Annotated in this window: 16 protein-coding genes; 8 read left to right on the top strand and 8 right to left on the bottom strand. The window is 47.1% G+C overall.

From position 1 onward, the window contains the following. Positions 1-428 precede the first annotated feature (428 nt). On the bottom strand, positions 429-590 hold the full coding sequence (locus NG792_RS14810) for a tocopherol cyclase family protein (RefSeq protein WP_261201798.1): 162 nt from the start codon (positions 588-590) through the stop codon (positions 429-431). 710 nt (positions 591-1,300) lie between these two features. Between NG792_RS14810 and NG792_RS14815 the strand changes: the two genes are divergently transcribed. Together NG792_RS14815 and NG792_RS14820 are read left to right on the top strand one after the other, a co-directional pair. Further along, entirely contained in the window at positions 1,301-1,561 is a 261-nt protein-coding gene (locus tag NG792_RS14815; protein WP_261201799.1) for a hypothetical protein, read from the top strand. Further along, the gene (locus NG792_RS14820; protein WP_261235880.1) at positions 1,561-2,004 is read left to right on the top strand and encodes a type II toxin-antitoxin system VapC family toxin; all 444 of its coding nucleotides are present in this window, start codon (positions 1,561-1,563) and stop codon (positions 2,002-2,004) included. Before NG792_RS14815 ends, NG792_RS14820 begins: the two co-directional genes overlap by 1 nt. A 267-nt stretch (positions 2,005-2,271) precedes the next feature. Here NG792_RS14820 and NG792_RS14825 read toward each other — a convergent pair whose 3' ends face one another. The 7 genes from NG792_RS14825 to NG792_RS14855 all read right to left on the bottom strand — a co-directional run bounded on the left by NG792_RS14825 (position 2,272) and on the right by NG792_RS14855 (position 13,164). Beyond that, complete coding sequence (locus NG792_RS14825; protein WP_261235881.1) at positions 2,272-3,132, bottom strand: class I SAM-dependent methyltransferase; 861 nt, start codon at positions 3,130-3,132, stop codon at positions 2,272-2,274. Positions 3,133-3,175: 43 nt separating this feature from the next. Beyond that, entirely contained in the window at positions 3,176-4,843 is a 1,668-nt protein-coding gene (locus NG792_RS14830) for an ABC transporter ATP-binding protein (protein ID WP_261235882.1), read from the bottom strand. Between the two features lie 435 nt (positions 4,844-5,278). Further along, complete coding sequence (locus NG792_RS14835; RefSeq protein WP_261235883.1) at positions 5,279-6,166, bottom strand: C2 domain-containing protein; 888 nt, start codon at positions 6,164-6,166, stop codon at positions 5,279-5,281. 514 nt (positions 6,167-6,680) lie between these two features. Next, entirely contained in the window at positions 6,681-8,417 is a 1,737-nt protein-coding gene (locus NG792_RS14840) for a tetratricopeptide repeat protein (RefSeq protein ID WP_261235884.1), read from the bottom strand. Beyond that, on the bottom strand, positions 8,357-9,292 hold the full coding sequence (locus NG792_RS14845; protein ID WP_261235885.1) for an RNA polymerase sigma factor: 936 nt from the start codon (positions 9,290-9,292) through the stop codon (positions 8,357-8,359). Before NG792_RS14845 ends, NG792_RS14840 begins: the two co-directional genes overlap by 61 nt. Before the next feature lie 83 nt (positions 9,293-9,375). Further along, positions 9,376-11,595 carry a transporter substrate-binding domain-containing protein gene (locus tag NG792_RS14850; protein WP_261235886.1) on the bottom strand — a complete coding sequence of 740 codons (2,220 nt, stop codon included), beginning with the start codon at positions 11,593-11,595 and terminating at the stop codon, positions 9,376-9,378. 438 nt (positions 11,596-12,033) lie between these two features. Beyond that, the gene (locus tag NG792_RS14855) at positions 12,034-13,164 is read right to left on the bottom strand and encodes an RNA polymerase sigma factor (RefSeq protein WP_261235887.1); all 1,131 of its coding nucleotides are present in this window, start codon (positions 13,162-13,164) and stop codon (positions 12,034-12,036) included. Positions 13,165-13,531: 367 nt separating this feature from the next. On the opposite strand from NG792_RS14855, the gene NG792_RS14860 reads away from it, so the two are divergent. The 6 genes from NG792_RS14860 to NG792_RS14885 all read left to right on the top strand — a co-directional run bounded on the left by NG792_RS14860 (position 13,532) and on the right by NG792_RS14885 (position 18,878). Continuing rightward, positions 13,532-15,061: a YifB family Mg chelatase-like AAA ATPase gene (locus NG792_RS14860; protein WP_261235888.1), complete on the top strand. Its 1,530-nt coding sequence runs from the start codon at positions 13,532-13,534 to the stop codon at positions 15,059-15,061. Positions 15,062-15,100: 39 nt separating this feature from the next. Then, positions 15,101-15,511, top strand: coding sequence for a DUF3887 domain-containing protein (locus NG792_RS14865; RefSeq protein ID WP_261201809.1), 411 nt, complete (start codon positions 15,101-15,103; stop codon positions 15,509-15,511). A 373-nt stretch (positions 15,512-15,884) separates the two neighbouring features. Further along, complete coding sequence (locus tag NG792_RS14870; RefSeq protein WP_261201810.1) at positions 15,885-16,082, top strand: hypothetical protein; 198 nt, start codon at positions 15,885-15,887, stop codon at positions 16,080-16,082. Positions 16,083-16,170: 88 nt separating this feature from the next. Further along, positions 16,171-16,344, top strand: a complete 174-nt coding sequence (locus NG792_RS14875) for a hypothetical protein (protein ID WP_261201811.1) — start codon at positions 16,171-16,173, stop codon at positions 16,342-16,344. Between the two features lie 66 nt (positions 16,345-16,410). Then, on the top strand, positions 16,411-17,706 hold the full coding sequence (gene purB / locus NG792_RS14880) for an adenylosuccinate lyase (protein WP_261235889.1): 1,296 nt from the start codon (positions 16,411-16,413) through the stop codon (positions 17,704-17,706). A gap of 98 nt (positions 17,707-17,804) precedes the next feature. Beyond that, the gene (locus NG792_RS14885) at positions 17,805-18,878 is read left to right on the top strand and encodes an endo-1,4-beta-xylanase (protein WP_261235890.1); all 1,074 of its coding nucleotides are present in this window, start codon (positions 17,805-17,807) and stop codon (positions 18,876-18,878) included. Positions 18,879-19,032 lie beyond the last annotated feature (154 nt).

Below are 19,032 nucleotides of genomic sequence, written 5' to 3' on the forward strand. Positions count from 1 at the left end.
AGTTCCCTTCGATGGATAAAAGCGATTGAATCAGTCAGCTAATTTGGCTTACTGCAAGCCGGGGATTAAAGACAGTTCTCAGAGGAAATAAAATAATCAACAGTACAAAGTAACCGCTGAAAATGCTCCGGATTAACTGTTCCGTAAAGTTTCCCTTACGTTGCTGGCATTTATCATAAGCTAAACTCTTTTATAAGTAAAGATGCGATTCCCAATGGATACCATAAATTTAATTTATAGCAAATCCCGTTTGGACTTCGAGGGATAGAACTGAGCCAGATCCCTAAATTAACCGCTATATACAGTGGTATAAAGTATTGCTTTTTCTAAATATAGTCTACACTTTCATCCATGCACTCTCACGGCGTTAGGTCAAGCCTCAAGAGAAAGTATGGCGATCGCCTCTGGCACCTGAGCCGATGCTGAATTTAATATTCCCAGGGACACCCTTGTTGAGTTCTAGGGTCTTTTAATTTTCCCTGATCCCCAATGGCATTCACGTGATACCCTTCGGCAAGGGTGGCATCAAATTCCTTCGGGTTTAAATATCTCAGCTTAACATACTTATTAGTAGAAGGAGGAAATTTCACCAAAGGATTTAAGATATAATATGCGAAATCACTCCACTTTTACCCGTGGGTAAAAGCACAAATATTGTTCATTTCTAGCCAAGTTCGGCGTAAAATTAGGCATCTCTGGGTCTCCTCCACCAGTCATTAATGGAATACATAAAGCCAAAAGTCGAGTTATGTTTTAGAAACGTTCAAGCGACCTTACTCGCCAATCCCAGCCAGCCCAAACCGGCGATTTTTGCCATCTTAGCTGTTGCTACTATGGGGATTTGTTCAGATTTTTTTTATCTATTCCTTTACCTTCTCTGTAGTAATCAATTAGAAGGATCAGGAAAATTAAGCAAAAACCCGTAGATTTCCAGGTTTATTTAGGTATTTTTATCCCCAGGACGTTACCAGAGACGCCAAAACCAGTTTGACAATTACCCACAAGCGATCGCTCGCAATGGGTACAGGTGCTTTTAGAATGTCTCCAACCCGAAACTCAGCCCCGTTTAAAACGCGAAAATTTATCTCGCCTTTGAGGAGTCGCCAAAAGTTCGGCAACCGTAGGTAATCCGGATGCTCAAGAGGAGGATGTCACCTAACTCAGCCAGAAGTATCCATACAGAAACTCAGTTTCTTTAGCGGTTGGGACCAGAAACCCGAACCCAAGCTTGGGGATTTTCGCTTATATTTGTGTAAGTAACCCCGTTTCTGCTCCATACCACGGCATGACAGGAGAATTTATGAACATTAAATTAGTAGAATCTTTAGCCCAAGTTGTTCAATCTCTTTCCCCAGAGGAGCGATCGCTTTTAGAGGAGAAGCTCAAAGCACACCAGGAGCAAACCTCAGCCGAGGGAAAAGAGCGTCCTTTTTATGAAACCGCCACTCCCGCAGAATGGGTGAAAGCTTTTCAGGAGTGGGCCCAGAGTCACCCACGCAATCAGCCCTCTTTATCTGATGAAGCGATTAGCCGAGAAAGTATTTACGGAGAGAGGGGTTAATGTCATTTTTGATTGATACTAATATTCTGTTGCGGAGTGCGGACCCTAACCATCCCATGCACGCTGATGCCATCAATGCCACCACCAGTTTACGCAGTCAAGGGCATCAGCTTTGTATCATTCCCCAAAATTTAATCGAGTTTTGGAATGTTTACACCCGCCCTGCGGACAAGAATGGGTTAGGGCATTCCCCAGCAGAAGCTGCTGCCGAAGTCAATCGGTTAAAAGGGCTTTTTTTGCTGTTACCGGATACATTAGCCATTTATTCTGAGTGGGAACGGTTGGTGCTGGCTTATGAGGTGAGGGGAGTTAATGTCCATGATGCGAGGTTGGTGGCAGCAATGTTGGTGCATGGATTGACTCATATCCTGAGTTTTAATACCAAGGATTTTGCGCGATATGGGGAAGTGACAGCAGTGCATCCAATGGAGATGCGATCGTAAACTTTTGGGACAAAAAAAACCGGGATTCTGCGATAACTTTGACCACAACAGCCAAAATTTACTGGAGAAACCCGGTTTCTGAACCATCACTAAATCACATCAGGCAACTCGCGTTCTACAAACCGCAGGCGAGGATAGCGGTAAATGGAAACTGCCACCAATATGGCGATAATTTCCATCGTAATAAATAGGAGACTAATCCCGAGACCTGGCCCCCAACAATGAAACGAAGTAGCCAGAGAAATGCTTTGCCCCAATGCCTAAGTCCTATTTTTCATAACGGACTAGAAGATGCCAGAGAAAAATATCCGGGTCGTCATGATCGATCATTTCTTTAAACAGGGAAACAAAAGGCTCATAGTCTAAAAACTGCATCTCCAAACTGAGTTGTTTTAATCCCGCTTCTTTAAAAATGCGATTTAACCGCAAAGGAGTGTAATAAATCTGAGCCTCTTGCCACTCAGCGTCCCAAACTTTATTGCCGTAGACATCGATAAATCCCTCTGTAACACAGTGAGCGTGTTTGCGGCTGAAATAGGCAATTTCTAAGAAGCATAAGGTGGTTGGAAAATATCCGTATATCTTGCCACCGGGCTTGAGAACTTTACCAAATTCCCGAATCATCTCGCGGTTGGTTTTATCTTCACTGGAAACTACAGAATTGGCGAGAAGGACGTAATCAAATTTTTCATTCCACTCCGGTTTTTGTTCAGTGATTCGCGTAGAGTCTAGTTCCTCAAATATGATTTGTTGGTTGTGGCTTCGAGAATCTCCCTCTGCTTTTTTCCAGTCTGCTTGTGATTTTTCAATCGCTGTTTTGGAAAAATCAGTACAGTAGACTTGTCCAATTTGGGGGCAAAATTCTAGTAAAGTCTTCTGAAGATAAATTTCTGAGCCACAACCGGGAATTAGGACTTTGATATCAGGCGAGTTGGGAATATCATAGCCTGGACAATGCTCTGGACGGATTAGGGTTTTGCAGATTTTGGGGTCTTGGGTGATGCTGAAAGAGGTGTTGGTATAATCTTCGTGGTTTTTATCCCAGAGAGCTTTCTCTTCTTCAATGGATTTCGAGCCTAGGTTAGGAGAAGAGGGAATTAGCCATTTGTAATCATTTGTGCTGGTCATAATTTTTAACTCCAAAATGTTCAGTATAGGTCAAATCTGCGGGTCAATCACTCACCACTAAGCTGCCGTTTTCCATCACGTAAGTGACATCCGCGAGCAATGCATTAGCTATGCGGTGGGTGATGAAAATCACGGTGCGTTCTTTGCTAATGTGCTCGATGGTGGTAAGGATTTTGGCTTCTGTGGCGGGGTCGAGGGCAGATGTGGCTTCATCGAGAATCAGAATTGCTGGATTTCTCACCAAGGCTCTAGCTAAAGCGATTCTTTGCCGTTGTCCCCCTGATAACTGTCCGCCCCTGTCACCAACAAGTGTATCGTAGCCTTGGGGTAAGGACAAAATAAATTGGTGAATCTCGGCGTCTTTGGCTGCGGCTTCGACTTGTTCGTCAGTAGCTTCGAGATAGCCCATGCGGATGTTTTCTCGCACGGAGCTATTAAAGAGAATTACATCCTGAGAAACCAGTCCAATTTGAGAACGGAGGGAGCGTATTGATGCATGACGCAAATCAACTCCATCAAACAAAATGCGTCCTTTATCTGGCTCGTAAAATCGCGTCAGCAAATTGACAATTGTACTTTTGCCTGCTCCACTTTGCCCGACAAATACCGCGAAGTCTCCTGGGCGAATTTTCAGGGATAGATTTTTAACTCCTCCTCTATCTTGGGAGTAGCTAAAGGTAACATCTTCAAAATTAATTTCACTGGAAAAGTGAGGCAAATCAATCGCATCCGCTGCATCCTGAACTGCCGGAGTTTCTGATAAAATATCGCTGATGCGTTGCAGCCCTGCTACTCCATCGATAAATGCAGGAAGTGACGAAGTTAAACCAAGGATATTGAGATTCAATCCTAGCATTAAAACTTGAAAGGAGGCAAGAGTGCCTACGGAAATGATATTCTGGTATGTCATGACAGCACCGATACTTAAAACGATAAGCTGCGTCAAAACAAAACCAATCATGGGGACTTTCTGCACTAAGTAGGAGAGAAAGGTTGCGCGGACATAAACCTGTTTTAAGTCATTCAAATCGGTGGCAAAATCCTTGGTCATTTGGTTTTCCAGCCCGAATATCTTGACAACGGTTTGCGAGAGGATATTCTCTTCGATAACGCTGGCAATCTGTCCTTCTTTTTGCAGCAACTTATAACCGACTTCGGTTGCAAGGCTGGCAATTTTTATTGGAGCAATGGTACAGAGGGTTAAACCGATTAAACTGAGCAGGGCTAATTGCCAGTTGAGTAAGAAGAGGAAAGCCAGAGAAAATAGGAAGTTAGAAAGTTCTAAAACAACAACTGTCAGCCCCATTGTAATTACGCCATTTTCCACCTTTTGGACATCGGCGATGAGACAATTGACAATATCCCCGGCTGAACGTCGTCCAAAAAACTCCATTGAAAGGCTTTGGAGATGCTCGAATAGAGAGTGTCGGATATTGTTAGTGATTAAAATGCCCAAACGCGCTCCTAGGAAAATTCCTAGCAAACCGATGCAGGCATAGAGAATTGCTCCGACGACTAGCAATGACAGGATTAGAACCAGAAGACTATAGTTTTGGGGAACGATGGCGGCATCAATGATAAATTTTAAGCTGGCTCGGAAGACTGAATCAAATGCTGCGTCGAATATTAGGCAGATAAAGAGTAAAATAAATTGCCCTTTGTAGGAGGCAATGTATTTGTTGAGGGTTTTAAAGAACCAAATAAGTTCCATGAGTTATGGGAGTTTGTCTAGAGGCACGATTTATACTTTGACGTAACATTTATCCAGTTTTAGATTGGATTCAGTTGCTCTTTTTTTGAGGCGGCATCGTCTCTATCATCCCTCCTCTCGCCCACCCCTGTCACTCGGAAAAGTCGGATCGTAAAGTCGGAAAAGTAGGATCTTTGCTTAATTGATATATTTCTGAGTGACTGATACAATATCATGCGCTAAAAGACATCGGTAATAATACTGAAAATTAATCGAATTGTCTGCGCTAATCGGCGGAGGCTTTTACTTTTTAGTAATAAAAGGAATCAAGCCTTGTCTTTATCCATAAAACAAGCCTTGACACTTAGTTATACGGTTGTCCGCTAGGGAGCGAACTCAGATTGATGAAAGAAAGAAAGAGGCGATCGCACTACTTTTGAGCTGTTGGCCCTGTAATTACCATTCTTCTTCTGCCACGGTGTATGCGACTAAGTAGATAGAAGCTTCACTCGCACTTGTGACTGTTACTACATAAGCTCCTGGAGCAGTATCCTGTTCAATTGCGAAACTCCCGAGTTGATCGTCCGAGGAAATAGTATCGTATTCCCAAAGGCTGATATCTATAGGCTGAGTGAGAGAATAACGCAATTCATCAAACCGTATAATTTGACCCGCATAAATTTCATAGAATTTACCGGGTTGAGGCCAAAACCGCTTACCAATCCCCGGTTGATTGCTAAAAGTCATGTACAGTTGATCTGGGTAGTTGCCTGCCTTACCAATTGCGTCTACCAAGCCTGGAATCTTTTCCAAAACTGCTGAACCTGCGTTCAGAGCTTGTGCAACCAGTTGAGCTTTAGGGTTTGGAACGTTACCCAGGACAACACCTGCAGCAGCTGAAACGGCACTTGACAAACCTGCAGCCTGCTGAACGAGCCCAGAATTTACACTCTCTGACATGGCTACACACTTGAGGGAATGGGGCCTGACGACCTTGACCTTGGCTGCCAGGTACTCATAATTCAATTCATAGACGTTCCCTTCTTTTGGATCGGTCAGCTTTACCAGTCCCGAACCTGAACCCGTTGCAGAAAATACCTGCGTACCCATGTAGTCATCAGACGAGGTGGTGTCATATTCCCACAGCTCGATCTTCAAATCTTTATTAAAACTAAATGTCAAGTTGAGGGTTGCTACATCTCCGATGTTCATGTCATAATCACCGCCCTGCGGCCATCGTTGAGTCTCCCGCCCATCTACAAAAAATTTTGCATATACATCATCAGCACCACCGCCACTAGACGTTTTAATGCATTTCAGTCTGCTTAGAGAAATCTTAGCCATTTCATCATCCTCTTTAATTCTTGGACATCTATAAGACGATTCCAGAACGCAATTTCTGAATTTTTCGAGTTAGCCGTTGTTTTTCCCTAACTCAATCCACCCATGAAACCCACCTCAAACACGAGAACTATAATTTCCACCCATTGCACCAGGTTTTGTCATTAACTTAAGGTCAGCAACAAAAAATGTAGGGTAGGCGCTGACGGCAGTGCCTACCCTACATCTATTTTCAATTACCGATCAATTTGAGATCGCAATTGATTTTTGTTTCTAGAAACCTCTACGAAATCTCATGATTAATCTCCTTTTTGCTAGTTTTACTTGTTGTTTTTGATTGAGGTTTTATTCTCAATTTTTTTCAAGATTAGTCGAGACGAAATTGTATTTTTGTCTCTACACCTATAAGACGAATCCAGAGGTCAATTTCTGAATTTTTCGAGTTAGAGGCTGTTTTTTCCTAACTCAATGCACTCTGAGAGGTTCAGATCCCCGACTTCCCTAAGAAGTCAAGGCTCTACGCTTTAGCCCGATCGCCCTTTCGCCTCTTACCTTTCAACCGTTTCACAGCCTCCTCAACCTCACCGCGAAAAGGGTAGAGCAACCGCCGACTCAGCGCACTTCGATACGCCTCCACAGCCTCCGTCACATCCCCCAAGCCCAACAACGCTCTCCCTTGCCAGTAGCAAGCGATAGCCGGGTCAAACTCCATCAATTCCTGAGCGAACTGACAAGCCTTTTCCAACCATTTCCAACTCGCCACCTCATCCCCCAGCCCTCGATAACTCTCTCCCAGCCACACCGCAGCAGACACAGATTGCAGATAACTCCCATCTTCTGGTAGCAACTGCCATCCTTGCGCCAAAGCCTCCACCGCTTCCCGGTGTTTCCCCGCCAGCGCCAACACCCGCCCATGACAAAACCAAGCATCAGGTAACTGCGGTTCAAGTTGCGTCCCCCGCACAGAGACACCACACCCCCGCTCAATTTCCTGAAAACTTTCCACCAACACCCGCCCCGCCGTCGTCCAAACATTCCAGCGTTCGGGAAAAAGATCGAGCATCTCTTCTACTATTGATGTAAGGGTTACTTGACGGTTCGATCCCCCTAAATCCCCCTTAAAAAGGGGGACTTCCAGAGGAGTTCCCCCCTTGCAATTAGAAGACTTTGCCTGCTCTAGCTCCCCCCTTTTTAAGGGGGGCTGGGGGGGATCGAGAGGAGCTGGGGGAGAGGTTAAAGGCAAAATCTCACACAACGCCCGATAAATTTCACAATCCTGGGGATACAGACGATAAGCCTTCAGCATCGCCTCAGCCGCTTTCTGATATTCCCCCGTATGGAACAAGCACCGCCCATAGGAATACCAACCCCTCGGATGATTCGGGTGTTCCTCAGTAAACCGTTCCAACACCCCAATCCCGTTAGCCGACTCCCCCCGGAACAGGTGATAATATGCCAGCAACTCGCGGGCATCCGCCGCATCAGGAGCCTGTTGCAGCACAGAACTAATTATTTTTTTAGTCTGCTTCCCCTCCTCACCGGATACCAATCTCATCCGGCAACGAGTATCCGCCAGTCGTTTGAGCGCTCGGAAATCACCCGGAGCCACCTCTAGCACTTTGCTCAACCGCCGCTGCGCTTGGCGCACATTACCCACCGCCTGACTCGCGTCGTAGCTGTCAATCAGCGCTACAACATCATCCGGGTTCAGTGACAAAACCGTATCAAACGATCGCAAAGCTGCAACCGCATCCCCTCTCCCCATTTGCACCTGCCCCAACGCCAGCCAGTGAGCCGCATTATCTGGTTCTAGGGAAGCAGCCGACTCAAAAGCGAGTATCGCTGCCTGAGTGTCACCTCTACAGAGTGCGATCGCTCCACAAATATGCTGCCGAGTCGCCTCATTGCCTGCATTAGCCAAGGCATTTTCATAAACCGCTACTGCCTCAGCCTCTTGTCCCATAAGCTGCAAGAGTTTCCCCAATTGCAACCGCACGCCAATCAATGGTTGCTGCCGATCGATTACTTGGCGATACTCCTCAACCGCCTGCTCAATACGACCCATTGCATAGAGCAGATTCGCCAATTCCAACCGTTTCTTCCATCCAGAAGGATGCTGCTGCACGTACTCACTTAAGGTTTTCAGCTTCTGGTCAATTCGGGCTGGCTTTTCGTCTATAACTAGGTAAGCATTCAACTCCACCCCAGAGGACTGAGTGAGGGATACCACCCGGAGTGTAGTGTTTCTAGACATATTGCTGTTACTTGATAATTAATTGTCTCGCCAATGTTCTCTGCCATCGCGGCGATCGAGTCGGATGCGATCGTCTCATTCGATTGTAGGGGCAATCCCCCCGCGTGAAGCGAAGCTATCCCGTAGGGAATCGCCTCTCCCGTGGTTGCTCCATAATCTTGAGGTGGTAGGCACTCGGGCGCTATCCCTGGGGCAAAATCATCCCGGCTCAAGGCAACATCCCGCTTTTTAAAGGACTCGGAGGAATCTAATCGGGCATCATCCAGTCCTGAAAAATACCTGCTCAAACGCTTTTGCAGAATATCTCGGGCCTGTTGGATGCGCTTGTAAATGTTATTGAGCGAAAGAGCAAGTTGTTGGGCAATATCTTGATAGGGAATCTGATGCCAGTAACGCAAGATAAATGGAGTTCGTAATCGAGAAGGAAGAGAATTAATAGCGTGGCGAAGGTACTGTCCCAACTCATGATGTAGAAGTGCCTCTTCAGGAGAGCCAGAACCCAAAATAACTGCTGAGGTTCCTTGGGCAGCTACTTCTTCAATATCCTCCATTTGCATTGCTTGTCGGCGACGTTTTCGGTAGATATCTGTATATAGATTACGGGTCAAGCTAGTGAGCCAAGCTCTGAGGTTAGTGATTTTTTCGGCATGGTCTTGTAATTTATCTAACGCTTTAACCATAGCCTGACTCAGGAGGTCTTCTGCTTCGGTTGAGTTGCCGTTTGTCCACTTGAGACAGCACCGAAACAGATAGTTTCGGTACGGTTGGATGAGTTGCCAGAACGCTTGAGTTTCCCCAGCAGCAAGGCGATGTAAGAGTTCTGATTCTTTGGTTAAGGGTGGGAGTTGATTAGTAGTGGCTTTCATGTCCATCATTTTACCTCGTCAATTTATTGAAAATAAATCTGTAGGGTTTATAACTGTCGGGGCCATTTCTGACTGACCCCGATTCAGCAAAATTAAGCAAAAGGAAGGGAGAAAATACTACCGCCTTCGGTATAAGGAGCCGCAGTAGCCTCATTAAAAGGAATGCCCGGAAAGTTGCGGTCTACCATTTCACGCCAGTTCCCCACTGCCGAAATCGCATTTAGAGCGAAATCGTTGGACAAACCCAGACTTTCCCCGATATTTCCTTCCCCTCCTAAAAAGCGGCGAATAACTGGATTTGAACTATTGACGGCTTTAGCCACATTTTCTGAAGTTAGACCCAGTTCTAACGCCTCATAAACCGCATAAGTCACCCCAGAAACTACATCTTTCCACTGAGATTGATTCTCATCCACGACCATTGCTAAAGGCTCCTCTCCCAAGACTTCTGGGAGCGGTTGAGAGATGCTTTGCTGTTCAGGAGGTAAGGTGAGAAGACTGGAGATAATCAGCCCCCCATCTCCCGTGATGGCATCTAGTTCGCCATTGATATAACTATCAAATAGGGTTTGAAAATTATTAGAGGTAACGATTTCCGCACTAATGCCCAGAGAGTCGAGCTTTTCTCGCAGCTTGGTCTCAGAAGTCGTACCCGCACTGACCCCAATTCGACGACCTTCAAGCTGCTCAAACGAAGTAATCCCCCTATCAGTTCGAGTATCTACAAATTGAGCATCGTAGACATTAATCGGAGCGTAGTCTACTCCCAACAACGCATCCCGTCTCAGGTTATGGGTGGCATTCCGGCTGGTGACATCCACAATGCCATTGGCGACATCGCTAAAGCGCTGGGCACCGGATGTCTGAATCACGAATTCTACGGCATTGGGGTCGCCAAATAGAGAAGCTGCCAATGCCCGACCCAAATCCACATCAAAGCCGCTTAAGTTGCCGTTTTCATCGGCAAAACCCAGTCCTTGGGCATCATTTCTCACCCCGACGCGCACGAAACCTCGGTCTAAGACTTCTTGCAAAACATTGCGGTCATTGTTATCAACCAAGGGTACAGTCACTCTATCGCTACCGCTAAAGGGGGGATAATAAACCAGTCCCCCTGGCTCCACAAACATCAGTTCATTGAGATTCCGAGGTAAAGCGGTTTCATCGAAGTTGCGATTGTAAATCTCTTCGTAGTTGCCGATTTGTTGGATAATTTTCAGGGCGAAGTCATCGGAGACTCCCAGGGATGCTCCTAAATTTCCTTCCACTCCCAAAAAGCGTTTGATGTCGCTATTTCCATCCAGAAATTCATTGACATTCTGAGAGTTGATGCCAAAAAATTCGGCTTGAATGGGAGCGTTGACGGCCCAGCGCACTACATCGGCCCATTCGGACTCGTTTTCTGGCACGATGAGTCCTAACGGTTCTTTACCCAGATTCTCCTCCAGGATGACATGATTCCCGGGATTGGATAGGGTCGGAATTCGATTGGTGAGAACTCCGCGATTGATGGAAACTGCACCCAATCGCCCTGCATCATAGGCGGCAAATAGGGCATCTTGAGAGGGGTAAATTTGAAAATTGAGGGTAATTCCCGCACGACTGGCGGCATCTTGTAAGTTTTGCCGGGACCTTGTTCCTTCTAATACCCCGATGGTGATTCCTTGCAACTGCTCAATGGAATTAATCCCACTGTTCCCCCGCACCATTACCCCTTGAGTATCGAAGAAAACTGTGGGGGAATAGTCCACTCCCAAGGTGGCATCGCGCAGGAGACTATGAGTCGGCAAGGTGGCAGCGATATCTACTGCACCATTGGCAACACGAGTAAATTCTTGTCCAGGGGCTACTACCACATACTGAACCGCCTCTGGGTCCCCGAATAAGGCAGTGGCGATCGCCCGACTAAAATCTACCCCTATCCCGCTAAAAGAACCATCGGCTTCCCGTTGGCTAAATCCGATCGCATCCTCGTTAACCGCCACCCTTACAAATCCGCGATTAATAATCTCTTGCAACTGAGAACCGGGGCGAGTATCACTGGCAACAGATGCTCGACCTTCCGCCGCACCAAACCGGGCATAATGCTCCAATCCGCTGGAGAATCCCCCATTAGTAATGGCATTGGCTACATCGGGGTAATAGTCCCGATAAAAGTTCTCTGAAAACGCAATTTGCGGCGTTCTGCCTTCCTTAAATCCAAATGTTGTCCAATGATGTAAGCCACTGGTAAATGAGCCATTCGTAACGGCGCGGGCCACGTCAGCGTTTTGTTGAAGGTAGGCGTTTTCGTTAAAGTTAGGCAGGGCCATAATTTCCAGTGAGTTAGAGAATTTTTGCAGTCAATTGGCTGAGGTTAAGAGAGATGCACCTGTAAGGTAAAAACCCGGGTCGCTTCAGAGCTTAACCCTTGGGTCACTGTTCTATCCTTCGTTTATATAGACGTTTTAGGTAGGCTAACTGTGAGTCAATTTTTGTAAATTAATTAAGGAAATGAGATGAGTAAAATCTATCAGGACTTACGGAAATTTTTAGAATTTACCCAAAATATAGAGATTGTGTAAGTCATAGCTATGCATCTAGCTTGAAGATTTGCCCTAATTTTTATTTTTATCTAGGGGAAATTTTGCGATGTTTTATCCTGTAAAAACCGCAGTAATATGGCTTCGGGGAATTATGCATGGCAGATATTTAAAGCACTGCGAGCAAGATGTACGGGAATAACTATGGGGAACGCTATAATTCCCGGTTTAATCCCGATACAAATGGCAATAGCCCCCACTATCCATCCAGACTCGCCACAACAGTCCAAACTGTTTTTGGAAGGAGTCTAGGAGAGAGCGAGTTAAGGTCTGATAATTTATCTTGGGCTGACTCATAGGACTTACGCCGAGGTTGAAAATCGACCCTAAATGGAGAGGCGATTCGCGAATCGCCCCTCCATTTAGGACGGGTACGGTTGTGAAACTGAATCTAATGGGTAAAACTGGGTTAGGGTCAATTTTTGTGAGAACTTTATACTTTAATCCTCCTCCCTTTGTGGAATCAGGGCCAGTCGCATCGGGTAAAACTAAGGAAATTTGAGGAACTCCGCCTTGCTCTGCGGTGACCGATAAGGGTGGACTGGAGATATTTTCCCCTCCCTCAACTGCCTCTAAAACGGGCTGATGTTGCTCAGTGGCTCTATCTACAGGGTGAGGGGGCTGGTGAACCGGGGGAGTCGGTTCGGATTGAATGAGGGGTGGCGGCGTCTTTTGCTGGGTTGAACTTGGGTTGAAACTCCCGAGACTGGGATTTTCTTCCGCACCGCGATAATCATTCCACTGGTGACGCAAAATTTTCCGGGCATCGGAAATCCGTTTGCGGGCAGTTGAGTAAGAAATCTGTAGGGGTTCGAGGATGGCTGGATAGGATTCGTCGTTCTCATAGTAGAGAACAAATGTCTCCCGTAACTTGTGGGGTAAGCCATCGATGGCATTTTCAAAAAAATTTTCCAGTTCACGATGCATAGCATCGTGAACTGGGTTTTGTCCTTGGTTAGCCCATTCTCCTTGCGGGGCGATCGCCTCGATATCCTGAACCGCTATTTTCTTTCTGTGGCGAAGGAAATCGAGGCAGAGATTTTTCGTAAGTCGTTTAACCCAGGCCCTGAAGTTCTTGATAGCAGTTACACAGGTTGTTACCTGTTGCCACGCTTTGAGCATTGCCTCAGAAAGCAGGTCCTCTGCCTCCGTGGGATTCCGCATATACTGGAGGCAGTCGCGATAAAGCTCATCTTGATAACAAATCCATTGCTGCCAAAATGCGGCATCCTGCTGTTTCTTCTGTCTCTTAGGATTCGGGCAGTCTGGGCGGGAAAGTCTCTCAACGGCTGAAGTCATAGATTCTAGTGGGTACTCTAGGGGGAGTGATGAATCTGGGATGATGCATCTCAAACCAGGAGTGGTGGCTACACTTGATGAGGTTTGCAATCTCGGTGGTTCAGAAACTCTCGTTGCTTAGGACCCATATTTCTATCCCGAGGGTTTTTTGGCCGCCCTTAACCAAATATGATAAGTTTGTCCTCTATCTTCAGGTAGATTTATCCTAACTTTTCAGCGAGAGAAACGTCAAATGCCCAGGGTTAAAGTTTTTGTAAAGGGGCAACAACCGGATTGGGGATTCAACCCACTCTGAGTATTCCCCCCCCTCTTCCTTTTTTACCCCGCCTTTCTTATAATGCTCCCAGCAGTCATCAGGACATCAGCCGTGCTTGCTAGAGTTTGGAGTGCATCGTTAGTTGGGATTAATGCGGTCAAGGTTGGCGTTGAAATAGACGTCTCGGGGGGAATGCCAGGAATCGTCGTGGTGGGATTGCCCGATACAGCGGTGCAAGAATCCAAGGAACGGGTGAAAGCAGCCCTAAAAAATTCTAGCTACGCCTTCCCCCTGCGCCGGATTGTGATTAACTTGACCCCGGCGGATTTACGCAAGGAGGGGCCCTGTTTTGACTTACCGATCGCTATCGGAATTCTCGCCGCTTCAGAACAAGTCAGCGCCCAACTTTTAGGAGATTTTCTTTTCCTGGGGGAAGTCTCCCTCGATGGCACCTTACGTCCCGTTGCTGGAGTCCTCCCTATTGCTGCTGCCGCCCAAGAGATGGGCATTACCGCCTTAGTCGTCCCCGAAGGTAATGTGGGGGAAGCAGCAGTAGTGAAAGGGTTGCAGGTTTATGGATGTCGGCATTTGTCTGATGCGATCGCCTTACTGAACAACCCCAGTCAGTACGAACCCACCCAACTCGATGGCAATGTCCCCTTTGCACCCCATCCCTTCGGGGGTTTAGACTTGCAAGATGTCAAGGGTCAAGCGCATGGACGCCGCGCCTTAGAAATTGCCGCAGCCGGAGGACATAACTTAATCTTTGTCGGTCCCCCTGGCAGCGGGAAAACCATGCTGGCTAAACGGTTACCCGGTATTTTACCCCCCCTGAGTTTTGAAGAAGCTTTAGAAGTCACCCAAATTTATTCCGTAGTGGGGTTACTGAAAAATCGCGGGGCATTAATTGGCGATCGCCCTTTTCGCAGTCCCCATCACTCCGCCTCCGGTCCTTCTCTCGTCGGCGGTGGCAGCTATCCCAAACCGGGAGAAATTTCCCTCGCTCATCGGGGTATTTTGTTCCTAGATGAACTCACAGAGTTTAAGCGGGATGTGCTAGAGTACCTGCGCCAACCCTTAGAAGATGGGCGTGTCACCATTTCCCGCACTAAACAAAGTGTGGAGTTCCCTGCCCAATTTACCTTAGTTGCCAGTACCAATCCCTGTCCCTGTGGCTACTTTGGCGACCCGATTCAACCCTGTACCTGTTCCCCCCGTCACCGAGAACAATACTGGGCTAAACTTTCAGGACCCCTTATGGATCGGATAGACTTGCAAGTTGCAGTGAATCGCTTAAAACCAGAAGAAATTACCCGTCAAACTACCGGAGAGGGTTCCGAAGCAGTCAGACAGAGGGTTCAGGCAGCCCGCGATCGCGCCCGGGAGCGATTTAAAGCCGAACCCAAGATTCGCTGCAATGCCGAAATGCAAACCGCTCAACTGCGCCAATGGTGTCCCCTGGATGAGGCAACCCGCAATCTCCTCGAAGGAGCCATCCGTAAGCTGGGACTCTCAGCCAGAGCAACCGATCGCATTTTAAAGGTAGCCCGCACCATTGGGGACCTCGCTGGTGATGAGCAACTCAATCTCTCCCATGTGGCAGAAGCCATCCAATATAGAACAATTGATAGAATGCAGTAAATAGCATTTTTTATTGGCTATTTTAAGGAGCTAACTCTCATGAAAACTCTTCTTTCTTTGGTTTTATTGGCGACTGTTGCTGTTCTGGATACTTTACCGGCTCAGGCTCAAACTTTCCAACCCCTCAAGGGGGTTGAAGCGATTGCCCAGGCTACTCCAATGGTCTCCCAAGCTGAAGAATTTGTGTCTTTACTCGCCGATGGAGAGTTTAACCAGGCTTTACAGAAATACGATGCTATTGCCCGACAAAATATTACCCCAGAAACTCTGGAAACAACTTGGCAAGATTTAGTGGATAAATCGGGGGATTTTCAAGAAATTGTTTCGACCGAGGTGGTTCCGGGTGAGGAGCAAGAGGTGGTTCTAGTAACGACTCGGTTTGAACAGGAGACGGTGGTGTTGTTCGTTATTTTTGATAGCGAGCAACAACTTAACAGTTTCACCTATTAACCCAGGCGATCGCCTAACCCATTGTTGGAGTTAGATTCGCCAGGATTGCATTGCAGAAATAGAAGAGAGTTGTAACCGCTCCCTCAATCCAGGGAGCGATCGGTTGATTAGGGTGCTTCCCTCAGAGTTGGGCTTGGAGGGGGGAAAAGAGGCAGATTATGCCGCTCCTCATCAGCAGTTTTCGGGAAAAGGTGCTGATTTCTCATCAAACCCAAAACCCCTGGGAATGGACTGGGAAAAAATCGCGTAAAACTACGGAAGAAATTAATGTTTTATTGAGAGGCTTCATAAAACATTATGTTAAATTCCTTGAATTGGGGTGATAATATAGAAATAGAAGAATTCAGTGGCTTTTACAGTAAAGCCAACGGCTATGAGTCGAGTAAAAATGGATTTAGGTTCTGACTTCCATCGCCTAGAGGCCAGTTTGATGAAAATCAAACTATTCCGCTTGCTCGTGAACGGATGGCTGGCCTTCGTCAATGTGTCTCGGGACTTTTATATAGCGCGGATGATTCTGCTTAGCGATCACGTCCCCTCCCCCCAGAGAAATCACCACGCCCCAAGCTAGGGAGTCTGAGGTCGGGAAGCCCCCTCTAGGGGTCAAGGGCAATGGAAAAAGAGCCCCTTACCCCAGTTCAAAAACATAAACCGGCAAGGTGACAGTAAGGTTCTGTCCCGTAGCCGAAGCGATCGCAGCCAGGGAGAGAATTAGCTTCCTGGCTCAGAACGCCCTAGGCGATCGCTTCGGCTACGGTTTTTTCCCAGTTGTCATAAATCGTAACGACTGTTGGGGCAAAAATAAGGTAGGAAATCCAGCAGAAAAAGATTGAGTGGATTACGGAAAGATTATGTAGACAGAGGGGGTAAAATGAGACAGTTGTGTTCTGTGCCGGACGTTGATCGAGCGCTATACCTTGCCCGAAATGGGCGCACTGTGGACTGAGACCTATAAATTTAAAACCTGGCTCGAAGTCGAGCTTGCGGTTTGTGACGCTCAAGCCGAACTGGGTTATATTCCCGCCTCGGCAGTGGAAGAGATTAAAGCTAAGGCTAATTTTGACCCCAAGCGCATCCTCGAAATTGAGGCGGAAGTTCGCCATGACGTGATTGCCTTTTTGACCAATGTGAATGAGTACGTCGGGGAAGCCGGACGGTACATTCATTTGGGATTAACCAGTTCCGATGTGTTGGACACAGCTTTAGCATTGCAGATGGTGGCGAGTCTGGATCTGTTGCTGTCGGAATTGGAAACGGCGATCGCCGCGATTCGCTATCAAGCGCAGCAACACCGGGATACGGTGCAAATCGGGCGATCGCATGGAATTCATGCTGAACCGATTACCTTTGGGTTTAAACTGGCCGGATGGTTAGCGGAAATGTTGCGCCATCGCGATCGCCTAGTGCGGGTGCGATCGTCCATTGCCGTGGGTAAAATCTCCGGAGCTGTAGGAACCTACGCCAACATTGAACCCCGGATTGAAGAGATTGCCTGTCAGAAACTCGGACTTGAACCCGATACCGCCTCCACTCAGGTGATATCGCGCGATCGCCATGCTGACTTCTTGCAGCATCTCGCCCTCCTGGCAGCTTCTATCGAACGCTTTGCCGTAGAAATTCGCAACCTCCAGCGCACCGATGTTTTGGAAGTGGAGGAATACTTCTCCAAAGGACAAAAAGGCTCCTCTGCCATGCCCCATAAGCGTAACCCAATTCGGTCCGAACGCTTAACCGGGATGGCGAGAATCGTGCGGGGTCATGCCGGAACAGCTTTGGAAAATGTGGCGCTTTGGCATGAACGGGATATTTCCCATAGTTCCGTCGAACGAGTGATTCTGCCCGATGCTTGCATTTTAACTCACTTTATGTTAAGGGAAATTTCAGAATTGGTGAAAAATCTCCAAGTCTATCCCGAGAACATGAAGCGAAATATGAACGTTTACGGCGGCGTGATTTTCAGTCAGCGCGTCATGCTGGCTTTAGTGGAAAAAGGCATGAATCGGGAAGCGGCGTATAAAGTTGTACAATCCTGCGCTCATCAAGCTTGGAATCAACCCGAGGGAGACTTTCATGGAGCGATCGTCAAAGATGCCGCCGTCACAGAGAAGCTGTCACCGGAGGAAATCGAAGACTGTTTCGACCCGAAATATCAGCTAAGACACCTGGATACAGTTTACCAACGGTTAAACATTTAAAACCTGCCTAAAGGAAGCGAAGGGATGAACGATGAATTGAATGGTCAAGGGTTCGGTTCATCCTTCATCCTTCCCCTTAATTCTCATAGAGGTCGCGCATGAAACTCCGTTCCTTCATCGCATATATTCTGGTGATGCTGGCGATCGTCTGGTCAATTTCCTCCGCAAGTATTGCCACCAACCCAGAACCCCAACCCACCGACTTAGCTGGAGAATCCCTGCGATCGCTGGCAGCAAAGCGGGACTTTTTAATTGGAACTGCTGTCAAACCCCAACCCTTACAAGACGAGCCTACCTATCGAGAGGTGGTGGCACGGGAATTTAACATCATCATCCCGGAGAACCATACTAAATTTTCGCGACTTCATCCAGAACGCGATCGCTATGATTTTACTCAAGCCGATGCGATCGTTCAGTTTGCCAAAGAACATGATATAAAGGTGATTGGTCATGCACTGGCCTGGTTTCACGCCCTTCCCCGCTGGGTTGTGGAAGGGAATTTTTCCCGGGAGGAACTCATGGAAATCCTCCATGATCACATTCAGACCGTAGTCGATCACTATCGAGGTCAGATTTATGCTTGGGATGTGGTTAATGAACCTGTAGAAGCCAATGGGAGTTTAAGAGAAACTATCTGGTATAAAACCATTGGACCGGAATATATTGACCTAGCGCTCCGGTGGACTCGTGAAGCCGATCCCGATACCTTATTATATATTAACGACTATGCAGAAGGACTTAATTCTAAATCTCAATCCTTTTATAATTTAGCAAAAGAACTCCGACAAAGAGGAGCCCCTCTCGATGCAGTGGGTTTCCAAACCCACGTGGGATTTTTATCCTCTGATAACTCTGAAGAAGTCGCTGAAAATATGAAGCGCTATGCCGAACTGGGGTTAGAAGTGATGATTACTGAAATGGATGTTCCGATTGATCAGTTTAGCGGAACTCCAGAGGAGCAATTAGAGGCACAAGCTAAAATGTACCAGGATTTCCTGAAGGTCTGTTTGGATGCCTCCAACTGCAACACATTAGTGATGTGGGGATTTACAGATCGCCATACCTGGTTGACGGGGTTTACCGGGAGTAAAGACCCGTTAATTTTTGACAAATCCTATCAACCTAAACCCGCCTATCATGCCATGTGGGAAGAGTTAAAAGGGACAGAATAGAGCCGATGATCCGGGTTCGGAAAAGATGTCTGTTCTTACCCCTGGCATGACCCTAATCGGTCTGCAAAAACCTCCCCTTCAAGGGTGGAGGCTTAGCGGAGGTTCCAGGGGTGTTTAGTGGTTCGGGAGGGATAGGGGTTGGTGGTCGCCCGGA

Source organism: Laspinema olomoucense D3b (assembly GCF_025370785.1).
Lineage (GTDB): Bacteria > Cyanobacteriota > Cyanobacteriia > Cyanobacteriales > Laspinemataceae > Laspinema > Laspinema olomoucense.

What these genes read in the sequence shown, in the direction of transcription:
- NG792_RS14815 (WP_261201799.1), top strand. Translation starts at nt 1,301, where the DNA reads ATGAACATTAAATTAGTAGAATCTTTAGCCCAAGTTGTTCAATCTCTT.
- NG792_RS14820 (WP_261235880.1), top strand. Translation starts at nt 1,561, where the DNA reads ATGTCATTTTTGATTGATACTAATATTCTGTTGCGGAGTGCGGACCCT.
- NG792_RS14825 (WP_261235881.1), bottom strand. Translation starts at nt 3,132, where the DNA reads ATGACCAGCACAAATGATTACAAATGGCTAATTCCCTCTTCTCCTAAC.
- NG792_RS14830 (WP_261235882.1), bottom strand. Translation starts at nt 4,843, where the DNA reads ATGGAACTTATTTGGTTCTTTAAAACCCTCAACAAATACATTGCCTCC.
- NG792_RS14835 (WP_261235883.1), bottom strand. Translation starts at nt 6,166, where the DNA reads ATGGCTAAGATTTCTCTAAGCAGACTGAAATGCATTAAAACGTCTAGT.
- NG792_RS14840 (WP_261235884.1), bottom strand. Translation starts at nt 8,417, where the DNA reads ATGTCTAGAAACACTACACTCCGGGTGGTATCCCTCACTCAGTCCTCT.
- NG792_RS14845 (WP_261235885.1), bottom strand. Translation starts at nt 9,292, where the DNA reads ATGATGGACATGAAAGCCACTACTAATCAACTCCCACCCTTAACCAAA.
- NG792_RS14850 (WP_261235886.1), bottom strand. Translation starts at nt 11,595, where the DNA reads ATGGCCCTGCCTAACTTTAACGAAAACGCCTACCTTCAACAAAACGCT.
- NG792_RS14855 (WP_261235887.1), bottom strand. Translation starts at nt 13,164, where the DNA reads ATGACTTCAGCCGTTGAGAGACTTTCCCGCCCAGACTGCCCGAATCCT.
- NG792_RS14865 (WP_261201809.1), top strand. Translation starts at nt 15,101, where the DNA reads ATGAAAACTCTTCTTTCTTTGGTTTTATTGGCGACTGTTGCTGTTCTG.
- NG792_RS14870 (WP_261201810.1), top strand. Translation starts at nt 15,885, where the DNA reads ATGAGTCGAGTAAAAATGGATTTAGGTTCTGACTTCCATCGCCTAGAG.
- NG792_RS14885 (WP_261235890.1), top strand. Translation starts at nt 17,805, where the DNA reads ATGAAACTCCGTTCCTTCATCGCATATATTCTGGTGATGCTGGCGATC.